Genomic DNA, 12,731 nt, shown 5'->3' with positions numbered 1-12,731 from the left:
GAATTTAATCATTTGGAAAATTAAAATACATGATATAATCATTCACAAATCATGATAATAAAAGAGGGATCGCTTATGGAAATGAGACATGTTAAAACATTTTGCGCCATTGTGAAGTATGGTAATTTTTCTAAAGCTGCGCATGCGCTAGGTTATGCGCAATCTACTGTTACAGCACATATGAAAGCTTTAGAGAACGATTTACATATTCCTCTTTTCGATCGGTTAGGGAAAAAAGTGCTACTTACAAAAGCAGGTCATCAATTTCATCCTTATGCATTAGAATTACTTTCAATATATGAAAAAGCGCAAGAAATCCCCCAAAATACAGATTATTTAGAAGGTACATTAAGTATTACATCTAATGAATCATTAGCGGTATACCGATTACCAAAGTTATTACGTACTTACAAACAGAAAAATCCGAAAGTAAATATCGTACTTGAAACAAACACAAATGAACAAGCATTACAAAAATTACGTGAAGGAGAAACAGACGTTGTCTTCATAATTGGAGAAAGTATAGAACATAATGATTTTATTACGCGAACTTTTAGTAATGAAACATTTGGATGGATTTTACCAGCTTATTCCGCTGCACATACAAATCCATTCCAGTTATTACAGGACACCCAGTTCATTTTTACAGAACAAAGCTGCGGCTATAGGCCAATGGTAGATCGTTTTTTACGTCAAAGCGAAAATATTCCAGCTAAAACATTTGAAACTTCCAATGTTGAAGTCATTAAACAATCCGTCATGTGTGAGTTAGGCATTTCAATTCTTCCTTATATCGTTGTACAAGAAAGTTGCCAAAAAGAACAACTATGTTTTCAGCCTATCGAAACTCCATCCGTTATTCAAAGTCATGTAATCTATCATAAATCTAGATGGATTTCCCCGGTATTACAGTCGTTTCTTTCCTTACTTGAACGAGATTAAGAAATTAAGAAGTACATATAAAAAGAGTAATTGCCTAATAAGCAATTACTCTCTTTCATTAATTAGTATATTATTTATTAGTCTGTCCCCCACCTGCAATTAATTTACTACCTGAATATGTACCTTTGTTCATAAACACTTGATTAATTAATTCTTTTTGCTCAGCTTCCGACATTACTCCTTTTCCTTCTCCTAAATTCCCACTTTGTAATTTCCAAATCTTATTATGATCCCCATCAACTTTTTCATATTTTCCTTGTTTCCATCGTTCTAAAATTTCTACATATGTACTTCCCTGTACAAGATCATTACTCTTTACAATATCAATTAAACTTTCAATCCGTTCTTGTGTAATAAAAATATAGCCCCACTTTTGATCAGCTTTCGCTTTTTGATGTGCCATTTCATGTAATGCTGTCTGTATGTTCTCATCTGTCCATTTAAAATTTTTATTAAAACCACTATTCGGCAATGAATAATTGCCATTTTCTAAAAGCTTTGCATCTTCTGCTTTTACGTTACTATCAGCTAGTACTTCTACTGCTGGAGCAGCTGGTGATGCCTTTTTCTCAGCTGGTTTACTATTATTTAAATAATGCAGCATACCATATGTTAAACCTACTCCGATTACCGCCATACCAGCTAGAATACCGATTATTTTAAATAGTGTTTTCATCGCGCTTGTTTCCTCCCAAATATCTCTGTTCTGACTACCTAATTATTTTTTATATAAAAACTGTTACTTCATTTAAAATATCGCATCCCATCCCCTATCATATTATTTATATATACTTTCTCATATTGTATTTCTTTTCCTTTAAAATTGAAAGATTATTCTGTTAAATATTGAAAGTATTCTACAAATTTTTCCTTTATATTTATAAAGAAGCAAAAAAACAACGAGCGCGTTCTACAACACTCGTTGTTTTTACTTTATGCACGATTTTCTTTTAACCACTTCGTAATAGCATCTAACCTCGAAACATCAAAACGTCTTTCTTCACAAACATTTAAACTGTTTAAATTATTTACAATTTCTATTTCATTCGATTTTACACTTTTCGCCTCAATTAATTTACAATACCCATCTGTAACAGTATTTAAATTTTCATAATAACGCTGAAACGATTTTGATATATGTAAATGTTTTTCAAAGTTTCTCCTTCTTTTCGTTTCATCATATACTTTCCGCTTTCTAAGTTCTTCATCGTTCGTATATAAATAAAAATATTGATCCGGAAAACCAATTTCCCTATTTACCATCTTTTCTTTATAAAAATTTTCTATTACAGATAATGGCTGATTAAATATATCAAAATGAAAACACCAATTATAACTAAGTGGTTGATATATATCCCCATCAAGTATTACTAATTCATATTGCTCCGACTTCTGAACAGCTATATTCCAGCGCTCAACTTGTTTTTCAAAATACCATGTTCTATGTTCATTTTTTGGCCTTTCAAATAAAGAATTCACTTCAGGTATTATATAAGCACCATAATTCTTTTCTAATTCACGGCACGTGGTACTTTTACCAACAGCGCTTGCTCCCTCAAATGCTATTATCCCCATAGTTTCTCCCTCTTTCATTAACTAAAATTTCGTTGTTTCACTTTTCTTCCCCATAACTTTCTCCATAAAACAATTGAAGCAATAGCGAGCATGATTGTTGTAATGATACTACCTTCAATTCCGAACGTGCCTCCATGAAGGAATTCGGGGCCATTTGTTGCAGGTTTAAATAGCGGAGTTGAATATATGGTCATCCCGCTAACTGCAAAACCGTAGACGTTATATTGTGCCCAATTCCAAATGGAATGCCATGCGCAAATCCCCCACAGACTACTGTCTTTTAAAACGTAAAAAGCTGCAAATACACCAACTAATATTATATTCGATATTGAAAGAATTGTAATACCTGGATTAAGTAAATGAAGAAAACCAAATAAGAAAGACGTCACAACAATCCCAACCCATATACGACTTCTAACAGAAAGAACCGGGAATAACCAACCTCGTACAATAATTTCTTCCGTTGCCCCTTGTATTAAAAATGCAACTAAAGAACCTACAATACCCAATATAGCGGTTACTGTAATTTTTTGTATTTGTAATGTTACAACTCCTGCTAATAGAAGTAAAATTACTGGTATTGAAATGAAAACAAATCCTATTAATGTACCTCTCAAATATTTTCTTATCCATTGATTTCTCCAAAAACCAATGGATGAAAATGATCTTTTCTCTACAAATCTAATCCATAAAAACACAAAAAATATTGCGCCGCCAAACGTTAATATCATCTCAATGTCGCTATAAATCGCCTTCATAAAAGATGTTTCTGCTTTCGGTAAAATCAGCATAAACAACATAAATAATTCACCTAAAGTTAAAAATATAATCGCGAGTATGACAGCAAAAACAGGATGAACTTTTCTTCTTCCTTCTTTTGCTGCTTCAATTATTTTAAATTGTTTATTTTGCAATATTCTATCCTCCTAATTATGGTACTCATCAGCAATATTAAAATAATATTTAGCCTTTTATTTAAACTTATTTTTTCATATAAATAATTTTTGTTTGGAATAAATTCAAATTAGGAATAATATATAAATAAAAGAGATACCTTTGTGCCTTTACTATTATCACCCAGATTACTCAGTGGTATTACCAGCACTTGCTATTTCCCACCATTTGTTGTAAGATAGTAATTAAGGTCAATTTAACACTATATTTTCTTTGCATATTATCAAGTATCAATCAGGGACATTTTGTACTCCTTATGGGTTTTTGATAATATGTGAACTTTTATTTTCATTCAAATAAGGCCGATCATATTGTAATTTTCTACTTTTAGGAGGCATTACCATGACATTAACAGGTAAAGTAAAATGGTTTAACAGCGAAAAAGGTTTCGGTTTCATCGAAGTTGCAGACGGTAACGACGTATTCGTTCACTTCTCAGCTATCACTGGCGACGGCTTCAAGTCTCTTGACGAAGGTCAAGAAGTTAGCTTCGAAGTTGAAGAAGGTAACCGCGGACCTCAAGCTAAAAACGTTGTAAAGCTATAATTCAAACAATAAAAAGGTTGTTACCAGCAAGGTTAACAACCTTTTTAATATATAACTAAAATTTTTTACATAAAAGGAGTGGTTACATGTATCGCAATCGAAAGAACGATGTAGCAGAAGTACCACCAGAACAAACCCCTGTTTGGGAATGTGAATCAGAGGATTGTTTAGGATGGATGAGAAAGAACTTTTCATTTGAAGAAGAGCCTAAATGCCCTTTATGTAAAAGTAGCATGAAAAGCGGAGAACGTTTATTACCTAAATTAGGTTAATTTATAATAAAAAAAAACCTCTTTTAATTAAGAGGTTTTTTTTTATTATAAATTTATGTCCTCAACATCAGTTCGCACTATAGAATACAATAATGCATCGTGTTGCTTATTTCCTTGATGAATATATCCGCGCAATAGACCTTCCTTTTGAAAGCCGATTTTAGATAACATTCTACAAGAAGTAACATTTTCAGGATATGTAATAGCTCCAATTCTAAACAAACCCAAATCTTTAAACCCATAATCAATAATTTCTCGAGCCGCTTCTGACGCATAACCATTTCCCCAATAACGAGGATGCAGGTCATATCCAATCTCAGATCGTTTACTCCATAATTGTAAATTGTTTAGTCCAATTGTTCCTATTAAAACGTTCGTTTCTTTTAACACAATTCCCCATCGTATTGCCTTTTTCTCAAAGTAATTTTTCGAAAAAGATTCGATCATACGTGAAGCTTGTCCAAACTCCGTAAAAGAATTCATACCGTAATAACACGTTACTTCATCCAATGAAAAGATTTCATATATTTTTTGACAATAAGATTGTTCTATTTCAACTAAACGTAAGCGTTCTGTTTCTAATATAGGAAATGCCATAGGATCACTCCTTTCTCTCTACTCATTCATTATATCAGAAAAAATATTTATAATTAGTAAAGTCCTTATTGTTCCATAAATCAAACATTTCTAATGACGCATTCCCTCTTTATTCTATATACACGAATTGGATACCTTCTGATTACTACTCAAACATTACGCTATAATTTCCATAAATCGAATTTCAAATTATCAAGAACTGTAAAAAAATTGTTTCTTCATTTTCTCCTTCCAAACAACCACCCTACCCCATACATTTATGGTAAAATATAGTTAATATATTATTTTATTGTGGAGGTGTAAATTTCCTATGTATATATTCATCGGCTTATCCCTCTTACTCATATTACTTATTTTTTTATTCGCAAAAAAATTCACACCAAACTCATTCATGATGACTAACTTTAAAGGCAATAGCTTTAAGACATTTTCAATCGGTATTTTAATCGCTGCCATACTCTCACTTTCATATGGAACTTATCATGCAGTAACATATCAACCTAGTTATTTAGATATTAAATTAAAAAATCAAAACCACACTGTTTTCGGTAATGTAGGCGAATTCGGTTATTTCTCCGAAGAATTATTAAAAAAAGATACAGAAGTTCAACTATATTTCGTCTCTTGGAAAAAAATGCAGTTAAAAAATCCGGTAATACTTATAGAATATCCTTCAGGAAAACAAGAAACATGGAAGCCAAATATCGTATTAATACCGATAAGTAAATTACAAGAAAAACATGATATAAAAGATATTTATCAACTATCACCGTATTCATTTAAAGAATCTGGAGAAATAACATTAACAATAAAAGAAAACAATGTAAAAAACAATAAAATTTCCATTCAAATAAAATAAATAAAAACTGTTCCTTCATTTTGCTGAAGGAACAGTTTTTATTTATTCTACAGTATTATTTATTTAATGTAGCCATTATTTCATTGGCAATATTCTTTCCATTTCCAATACACGCACCAATTCCAACACCGTAATATGAGGCACCAGCTAAATATACATTTGGATAAAGATTTGTCATTTTTTCTTGCAATGCTTGAACCGCTTGATTATGTTCTAAATGATATTTCGGCATTAAATCTTTCCAATTTGTAACTTCAACTACTTCTGGTTCACCTTTAATTCCGAGACTCTTTTCAATATCATATAAAGCTACTCGTACTAATTCTTCTTCACTGTAATCCTTGATTGTTTCATATACCGGATTGGTACTCTTATAAAACATTCTAACTAATAATTTTTGTTTACCCGATGTGTGTTTCCACTTTCGACTTGTCCATGTACAAGCATCACAATGTAAATCACTGTTTTCCGTTACAATAAACCCCGTACCGTCAGCTGGTAGTTGTTCATCTAGTATGTCAAATCCTAAATAAATACTAATAAGAGATGAGTTTTTAAATGTATTAAACTGCTCATTTAACTCATTAGACTGTAATAAAGTTTGCGCTATATCATGTGGAGCTGCTAAAACAACATAATCAGCTTGTATTGTTTCATGATTTGCAAAAGAAATCTCATATCGATCTTCTTGTTTACTTACAGCCGTCGTTATAGCACCTTTTTTTACGACAGTTTCAGTCAGCACTTCTTCTAAGCGATTAATTATCGTAGATAGTCCACCCTTAAATGATACGAATTTTTTATTTCCTGCTGATTGAAATTGTTTTTTATTCTCTTCAAAACCTTTAATAATACTTCCATACTTATTTTTATAATCCAGTAAATACGGTAATGTAGATGCCATTGTAAGCTCATTCAATTTACCAGAATATACGCCTGAAAGCACAGGAGCAATTTGTCTTTCCACTAACTCTTTCCCTAAAAAGCTTTCTAAAAATAGAGCAAGTGATGTATCTTTCGTAAACTCTTTATTTTTCGTTATGAAATCTTTTAAAGCTACGATTTTCCCCTTCGTTGAGACTAGCGTACTGCTAAACAACGACCGGGCACTCATCGGTATCCCAAATATAGTATCAGAAGGAATTGGATGTAACATGTTTTCAGAATATATGTAAGAAATACCCGTTTCATTATATACCATTTCATTTTCTAAATTTAAATCTTTTACAAGTGGCATAACATGTTCATTACGAGCAACGATTGAATCCGCCCCTGACTCCATAATGAAATCTTTTTCTTCCACACTATGGATTTTACCACCTAAATACTCTTCTTTCTCAATAAGAATTAAATTTAAATCGATATTATAATCCTTTTTTAATTTTTCTAAATAAAACATAGTAGAAAGTCCCGTTATACCTCCACCGATAACAACAACTGTTTTCATATGTGCTGCGCTCCTAACCGATACAATTAATAATTCCTTTTTATTATAACCAAAAGTCCTTATATTCGACTAGCAAGTTGCGCATTCTGTAAGAAATTAGACAATATATTTTAATATATTTTCAAATTACCTAATAAAAAAGAACTATAACATTTACAAACCCCGTCATAGTTCTCTTTATTTTAAAAACATAAAGTAATTGATTAATTTGTCTAGTTCTTGACTCAATGCCAATACTTTTTCATGTTGAATTCCATAATCCGATACTAAATATAAAAGTTCTTCTTTTTTTATTTCAATTACTTTTTCCAATTTCGCTAGTTCCATGTCGTTTTACATCTCTCCAAAAATAAAATGTATGTATTTCAGTATAGCCTACTTACATAATTAGTAAAAGTAAAATACGCATGTAAAATCTTACATATTTGAAAAAATAATATACTACTAACAAAAAAAGAAACTAGATTAAACTTCCTTTTACAGATCATTAACGTTCATTAAGAATTAATAACATAACGGAATTTTTCTAATGTGATATCTTTATAATTTGGAGCTCTCTGTATATGATTAAAATAACTATATGAGAATTTAAATACATGACCAAAATCCCAATCGAATTCACTATAGTTTTTTATCCAAAATATATTTTCAGTTGGTAAAATATTTGCACGTTTAGATTGAATTAAAGGTAATCGATCTATAGGTGAGTGTAAAGTTATTTCCGTATTCAGCTTGAGCTTTTGGCTAGCTCTTAGTACGTATACTAGTTTTAACAGCGGACGTATCCCTCGTTGAAATATATCTATATGTCCTAAATCGTACATTATATTAATTGCGTGGGAGTATGTAAGCAAATGCCCAATTAAATCATGATGTGATTCCGCTCGATAAATATTATTAAATTTCGATAACTCATTTAAAATGAACTGAGATACTTGTGTTGGATTACTCAATTCACTTTGTATCTCCTCTTCAAAACTTAATTGTTTTACTTCTTTCGTCGTATAACCAATCCACGATCTACCTGGAATTGTTTTTCGAAATGATAAAATAAGAGTAGTAATCCCTTCAATTGCTTGATTATCACCCCATTTTTGTAGCTCTTTCATAGCTAATAAACTTAATGACGCATAAATGACGTTATGCCCCACCCAATGAAGCTCATCAATCGTTTGTTCTAAAGATTTTATAATCATATTTTCCGCAATTTTAAAATCTATTTCTTTTTTATCATCAATCATCTCACCAATTTTTTTCTTGTTCAGCATCATCCTTGTTTGCGAATACATATTACGAGCTGTTTCTTCATCAATATTATTATCTTTCATAAAAAAATAACTAGCAATTGCAGCTGCTCCAAAATGTGCATGCCAAATATCATTTGTTTCTTTTTTACATTGAGAAATAATTGAAAGACCGCCTTTTAAAATACTTTTATTTTCTATTTTCTTCCTCTCCTAATAAAAATCACTATATTTTCATCCTAAAGATGGTGTCAGGACAAATAAAATGTGATTCGATTCATCACTTTTATTCAAAAATCGATGCTTCACATTCGGTGGAATACGTACAACATCGCCTTCTTCTAAAAAATATTCTTTTCCCTCCAATTCCACATACACTTCCCCTTTCATAATAACAGCAATCTCTTCCTTATCTTCATGGGAATAATGGCTTTCTGTTGTGTTTGCTTGTTTATTTAAATCCATCATTAGCATTTCAATACGTGCTTTCATAAAATCAGGTGTTAATACATCATATACAATGTGATCATTGTTTTCCCGATATACTTTTTTTCGATCTTTTTTCTTAGAAATGAGCGAATCTGTATCAATATCGTTAATAAAAAGTGTAAACAGCGGTACATTTAATGCTTTTGCAATTAATTCCAAAACATTTAAAGAAGGATTAGCATGTCCTCTTTCAATTTGGCTAATTAACGACGTACTAATCCCTGCATAATCAGCAAATTCACGAATTGTCATATTATTTTTCTTACGATAACTTAATACCGTTTGTCCAAGCCTATCATGTACCATAGTAAAACTTCCTTTCGTCCCTCATAATGCATGTTTCGTTGTCTTTGTGCTGACATACTAAACAAAGGCAAATAACCCTTCCCTATTATCTCCGGGACTTATATACTTACTTTTGTACATTATATCGTATTAAGTTTATTATAATAAACATTCTATCGGAGGGACAAACTTTGAAATCACCTATTCTTTCATATTGCATCTTATTTTTTGGTGTATTCGCCTTATCAACTTCAGCTATTTTTGTAAAATTGGCAGATGCTCCTGCGACAATCATTGCTTTTTACCGATTATTCTTTGCCACACTAATTCTGTTACCGTTATTACTATTTAATAAAAATAGTCGAAATGAGCTAAAAACTTTAACGAAAAAACAATGGGCACTTGGATTCGTATCTGGGCTATTTTTAGCTGCACATTATGTACTATGGTTTGAATCATTACAATATACTTCTGTAGCAAGCTCTACAGTTATCGTAACGTTACAACCTTTGTTCTCAATGATTGGTGGTTATTTTTTATTTAAGGAGAGATTTACGAAAGGAGCAGTTATTGGTTGCCTCATCGCTATTTCAGGTAGTATCATCATTGGCTGGCAAGATTTCCAAATTAGTGGAGAAGCTTTATATGGAGATATTTTAGCACTTATCGCTGCCGGTATCATTACTGCTTACTTTTTCATTAGCCAACACGTTCGTAAAGATTTGTCACTTATACCATATTCGATAATTAGTTATGGAAGTAGTGCTGGCTTTCTTGGCATATTTGCTTTCACGCAACAAGAATCTTTCATCCATTACTCTACACAAACTTGGTTGTGCTTTATTGGATTAGCTTTCATTGCTACAATTTTAGGACAAACCATTTTTAATTGGTTATTAAAATGGATAAGTGCTACTGTAATTTCAATGAGTATTTTAGGTGAAACAATTGGCACTTGTATACTAGCGTACTTTATATTACATGAGACCATTTCGTTACAACAAGGACTAGGAATTACCGTTATTTTTATTGGTTTAGTATTATTTTTAATACAGCCAAATTCTAATAAAAAAGCATGACAGTATAATGTCATGCTTTTAACTGCTAATTATGTACAATTAAACCATCCGGTCTAAAACGACTCATCATAATTTCATTAATAAACTTTCCGTGAGCTTTCAAATTCCCTATCTTTACTCCCTCTTCTACAAATCCAAATTTTTCATATAAAGCTTTTGCTTTTGGATTCGTTTCTAACACACCTAGTTCTACTCTCTCTAACATTAACCAATTATCAGCCAAATCAAGCATCTTCGTAAGAAGTGCTTTCCCAATTCCTTTATTATGATATTCACTATCAACCCCAATGAATAAATCGCCTGAATGAGATCTTCGTCCCGGACTTTGTGTTAAACCTACAAACCCAACAATTTCTCCATCATATTCTGCAACAAATTCAAATTGATTTGGTGCTAAATTTCGAATTCTATTTTCCATAGCTTCTACACGCATGCTAGGTAAGAAAACCATATACGGTAAAACGTCATCCTGTATACATATACGATGAATTGCTCTAGCATCTTGTATTTCTACTGCTCTAACGTTGATCCCCATCTTTCTCTCCTCCATATAAATAACAATATATTTGTGTGTATTCTAGAAACGTTCACGAATGACCTTCTCGACCGTATTTCTTTATGTCATTTTTACATAATTATTTCGATATAATACTTAATTTCCAAAAAGATTAACAACTATATGGTTAACTTTTCACCTTGTTATATAAATTAAGCAAATTTTCGATCAGAATACCATTTAGTTTCATGCCGACTATATCACAATTTTCTATTTCAATATTTTTCAGATTACTATTACTTATGGTGCTACCTTCCAAATCACATTTATCGAATAAAATAGGTTCCTTCTCATCTCCGAGACTTGTATTTTTAAATTGCACTCCACCTAAAGTCACCAAATTAAATTTACTACCAGAAAGATTTAAATCTGCATATGATGACCATCTAAAATTTATATTTCTAAACTTTGATTGACTTACATTACAATTACTCATATTCGTATTCATTATATTGCTACCAACAAATGAACTGTTTTTTAAATTCACTTGATAATACTCTGTATTTGCTAAATTACAGTTTTCGTATTGACTATTTTTCATATCTTTATTTGCAACTACACTCTCTTTATTTGAGCTTGTTTTTATTCTTTTCACGTAACAATACTCATCTTCCGATTCAAAAATCATTTGGTAGCCCATCTTTTTATAAAAGTGATGATTATTAATTTGTCTACTAGATGTTTCGAGATCCCAAATCTTTATGTTTGGATATTCCTTTTCTATTAATTTCATAACATGTGATCCAATTCCTTTTCCTTGATAAACAGGATCTACAAAAATACGATCAATTCGACCGTACGACTTACCAGAAATCGTAACTATTATCCCTCCGATTATTTCTTTATCCATTACAACTTTGAAAGAATCCAATTCTTCAATGGAATATTCCATCATTTCAACTGAAGAATATCCTGGCGGTTGAATGTTATAATCAATGACATCATCTTGGCCGTATAGCCATTGTTTTGCTTCTGCATCAAATGTTCTTTTCATTATTTCTGTTAATTTCTCAGCATCTAAAATTGTAGCTTTTTCTATAGATATCATTGTTGTTTTCCCCTTCATTATTACAAACCAATAATTTTTGTGAATGCCATAATTATCAATTCACTTTTGTTTTTAATGCTTTTCCCATTATTACATATGGAACATCATTTTTACTTGGATGAAATGGCTCCAATACATTTATCCAATCTAATCTTTCATATAACGAACGTGCTTTTTCATTGTTTATTTGTGTTGTTAAAACACTCGTTCTATTTGAAACCCCTTCTAGTAATTTATTATGTAATTTCGTTCCAAGACCTTTATTTTGATATTGTGGGTGAACTGCTAACTCTACAAATTCAAAACAATCTTGCAACCATTCGTCTACTTGCTCTAGATGTAACGCTTCTCTCATTAATTGATTATAGTACTGTCCCTCCATTGAGCGATAACCATAAGTAAAACCAACTACTTCATTTTCATCATTTATTGCTACTATACCTTTAAAACCTGTATATTCTATATGCCTATTCATTCGCTTGATCATTTCATTGAAATTTGTTTTCTCAAATACTTTACAATACAAATTTGCCATATTTCCAATTAGGATCTCCTCTTTTTCAATGCTTACAAATTTCACTTTACTCCCCCCTATTAAAACATTTATATCCTTTTTTAAAAACTAAGTAAATTAACACTAATCACTCTCTTTACTATTAAACTACAAATCACCCTATATTTTCCACATTTACTTAGTATTAATGAATAATAAAAAGAGACCATGTAATATTGAACTGCACCCCAATTGTTAGACACAGTCTAACAATTGGAGGTGCAGTTTTTCTATGGCTAAATTTACAGCTGATGAAAAAATACAAATCGTTCTACGTTATTTGAA

16 protein-coding genes are annotated in these 12,731 nt (G+C 31.2%); 5 read left to right on the top strand and 11 right to left on the bottom strand.

The genetic code is table 11. The features are described from left to right. Positions 1-75: 75 nt before the first annotated feature. Positions 76-942, top strand: coding sequence for a LysR family transcriptional regulator (locus ACS2FK_RS25080; protein ID WP_063547212.1), 867 nt, complete (start codon positions 76-78; stop codon positions 940-942). Between the two features lie 70 nt (positions 943-1,012). Here the strand turns inward: ACS2FK_RS25080 and ACS2FK_RS25075 are convergent, their stop codons facing one another. The 3 genes from ACS2FK_RS25075 to ACS2FK_RS25065 all read right to left on the bottom strand — a co-directional run bounded on the left by ACS2FK_RS25075 (position 1,013) and on the right by ACS2FK_RS25065 (position 3,431). Beyond that, positions 1,013-1,618 (bottom strand): PRK06770 family protein, encoded by a 606-nt coding sequence (locus ACS2FK_RS25075; RefSeq protein WP_063547211.1) that lies wholly within the window; start codon positions 1,616-1,618, stop codon positions 1,013-1,015. Positions 1,619-1,875: 257 nt separating this feature from the next. After that, positions 1,876-2,535 carry an AAA family ATPase gene (locus ACS2FK_RS25070; protein ID WP_142338410.1) on the bottom strand — a complete coding sequence of 220 codons (660 nt, stop codon included), beginning with the start codon at positions 2,533-2,535 and terminating at the stop codon, positions 1,876-1,878. Beyond that, a complete protein-coding gene (locus ACS2FK_RS25065; protein ID WP_063547209.1) occupies positions 2,535-3,431 on the bottom strand; it encodes a CPBP family intramembrane glutamic endopeptidase in 897 nt (298 codons plus the stop codon). The genes ACS2FK_RS25070 and ACS2FK_RS25065 overlap by 1 nt, the downstream gene beginning before the upstream one ends. 382 nt (positions 3,432-3,813) lie before the next feature. On the opposite strand from ACS2FK_RS25065, the gene cspD reads away from it, so the two are divergent. Together cspD and ACS2FK_RS25055 are read left to right on the top strand one after the other, a co-directional pair. Further along, a complete protein-coding gene (gene cspD / locus ACS2FK_RS25060; protein ID WP_000176366.1) occupies positions 3,814-4,017 on the top strand; it encodes a cold-shock protein CspD in 204 nt (67 codons plus the stop codon). A gap of 86 nt (positions 4,018-4,103) precedes the next feature. Beyond that, on the top strand, positions 4,104-4,289 hold the full coding sequence (locus ACS2FK_RS25055; protein ID WP_000286203.1) for a cold-shock protein: 186 nt from the start codon (positions 4,104-4,106) through the stop codon (positions 4,287-4,289). A gap of 45 nt (positions 4,290-4,334) precedes the next feature. Here the strand turns inward: ACS2FK_RS25055 and ACS2FK_RS25050 are convergent, their stop codons facing one another. Further along, positions 4,335-4,886, bottom strand: coding sequence for a GNAT family N-acetyltransferase (locus ACS2FK_RS25050; RefSeq protein ID WP_053564527.1), 552 nt, complete (start codon positions 4,884-4,886; stop codon positions 4,335-4,337). A 310-nt stretch (positions 4,887-5,196) separates the two neighbouring features. On the opposite strand from ACS2FK_RS25050, the gene ACS2FK_RS25045 reads away from it, so the two are divergent. Beyond that, a complete protein-coding gene (locus tag ACS2FK_RS25045; RefSeq protein WP_063547208.1) occupies positions 5,197-5,745 on the top strand; it encodes a hypothetical protein in 549 nt (182 codons plus the stop codon). A gap of 55 nt (positions 5,746-5,800) precedes the next feature. On the opposite strand, the gene ACS2FK_RS25040 is transcribed toward ACS2FK_RS25045, so the two are convergent. The 4 genes from ACS2FK_RS25040 to ACS2FK_RS25025 all read right to left on the bottom strand — a co-directional run bounded on the left by ACS2FK_RS25040 (position 5,801) and on the right by ACS2FK_RS25025 (position 9,231). Beyond that, positions 5,801-7,192 (bottom strand): protoporphyrinogen oxidase, encoded by a 1,392-nt coding sequence (locus ACS2FK_RS25040; protein WP_061661081.1) that lies wholly within the window; start codon positions 7,190-7,192, stop codon positions 5,801-5,803. A gap of 177 nt (positions 7,193-7,369) precedes the next feature. After that, positions 7,370-7,519: an aspartyl-phosphate phosphatase Spo0E family protein gene (locus ACS2FK_RS25035; protein ID WP_000417698.1), complete on the bottom strand. Its 150-nt coding sequence runs from the start codon at positions 7,517-7,519 to the stop codon at positions 7,370-7,372. Positions 7,520-7,689: 170 nt separating this feature from the next. Beyond that, on the bottom strand, positions 7,690-8,637 hold the full coding sequence (locus ACS2FK_RS25030; RefSeq protein WP_063547207.1) for a hypothetical protein: 948 nt from the start codon (positions 8,635-8,637) through the stop codon (positions 7,690-7,692). Positions 8,638-8,670: 33 nt separating this feature from the next. Further along, the gene (locus ACS2FK_RS25025) at positions 8,671-9,231 is read right to left on the bottom strand and encodes a helix-turn-helix domain-containing protein (protein WP_053564531.1); all 561 of its coding nucleotides are present in this window, start codon (positions 9,229-9,231) and stop codon (positions 8,671-8,673) included. 170 nt (positions 9,232-9,401) lie between these two features. On the opposite strand from ACS2FK_RS25025, the gene ACS2FK_RS25020 reads away from it, so the two are divergent. Beyond that, entirely contained in the window at positions 9,402-10,289 is an 888-nt protein-coding gene (locus tag ACS2FK_RS25020; RefSeq protein ID WP_063547206.1) for a DMT family transporter, read from the top strand. A gap of 25 nt (positions 10,290-10,314) precedes the next feature. On the opposite strand, the gene ACS2FK_RS25015 is transcribed toward ACS2FK_RS25020, so the two are convergent. From ACS2FK_RS25015 to ACS2FK_RS25005, 3 genes are all read right to left on the bottom strand, one after another. Then, positions 10,315-10,824 (bottom strand): GNAT family N-acetyltransferase, encoded by a 510-nt coding sequence (locus ACS2FK_RS25015; protein ID WP_063547205.1) that lies wholly within the window; start codon positions 10,822-10,824, stop codon positions 10,315-10,317. Positions 10,825-10,972: 148 nt separating this feature from the next. After that, the gene (locus ACS2FK_RS25010) at positions 10,973-11,911 is read right to left on the bottom strand and encodes a GNAT family N-acetyltransferase (RefSeq protein WP_063547204.1); all 939 of its coding nucleotides are present in this window, start codon (positions 11,909-11,911) and stop codon (positions 10,973-10,975) included. Between the two features lie 37 nt (positions 11,912-11,948). Then, complete coding sequence (locus ACS2FK_RS25005; protein WP_000673976.1) at positions 11,949-12,473, bottom strand: GNAT family N-acetyltransferase; 525 nt, start codon at positions 12,471-12,473, stop codon at positions 11,949-11,951. Between the last annotated feature and the right edge of the window lie 258 nt (positions 12,474-12,731).

This window comes from Bacillus cereus group sp. BceL220, assembly GCF_051776965.1.
Taxonomy (GTDB): Bacteria; Bacillota; Bacilli; order Bacillales; family Bacillaceae_G; genus Bacillus_A; species Bacillus_A cereus.
The sequence above is the reverse complement of the archived record's forward strand: the minus strand, read 5'-3'. Positions and strand labels throughout refer to the sequence as shown.

Excerpts from the sequence above, each read along its gene's own strand:
- ACS2FK_RS25055 (WP_000286203.1), top strand. The coding sequence starts at position 4,104 with ATGTATCGCAATCGAAAGAACGATGTAGCAGAAGTACCACCAGAACAA.
- ACS2FK_RS25040 (WP_061661081.1), bottom strand. The coding sequence starts at position 7,192 with ATGAAAACAGTTGTTGTTATCGGTGGAGGTATAACGGGACTTTCTACT.
- ACS2FK_RS25025 (WP_053564531.1), bottom strand. The coding sequence starts at position 9,231 with ATGGTACATGATAGGCTTGGACAAACGGTATTAAGTTATCGTAAGAAA.
- ACS2FK_RS25015 (WP_063547205.1), bottom strand. The coding sequence starts at position 10,824 with ATGGGGATCAACGTTAGAGCAGTAGAAATACAAGATGCTAGAGCAATT.
- ACS2FK_RS25070 (WP_142338410.1), bottom strand. The coding sequence starts at position 2,535 with ATGAAAGAGGGAGAAACTATGGGGATAATAGCATTTGAGGGAGCAAGC.
- ACS2FK_RS25045 (WP_063547208.1), top strand. The coding sequence starts at position 5,197 with ATGTATATATTCATCGGCTTATCCCTCTTACTCATATTACTTATTTTT.
- ACS2FK_RS25075 (WP_063547211.1), bottom strand. The coding sequence starts at position 1,618 with ATGAAAACACTATTTAAAATAATCGGTATTCTAGCTGGTATGGCGGTA.
- ACS2FK_RS25035 (WP_000417698.1), bottom strand. The coding sequence starts at position 7,519 with ATGGAACTAGCGAAATTGGAAAAAGTAATTGAAATAAAAAAAGAAGAA.
- ACS2FK_RS25010 (WP_063547204.1), bottom strand. The coding sequence starts at position 11,911 with ATGAAGGGGAAAACAACAATGATATCTATAGAAAAAGCTACAATTTTA.
- ACS2FK_RS25080 (WP_063547212.1), top strand. The coding sequence starts at position 76 with ATGGAAATGAGACATGTTAAAACATTTTGCGCCATTGTGAAGTATGGT.
- ACS2FK_RS25050 (WP_053564527.1), bottom strand. The coding sequence starts at position 4,886 with ATGGCATTTCCTATATTAGAAACAGAACGCTTACGTTTAGTTGAAATA.
- cspD (WP_000176366.1), top strand. The coding sequence starts at position 3,814 with ATGACATTAACAGGTAAAGTAAAATGGTTTAACAGCGAAAAAGGTTTC.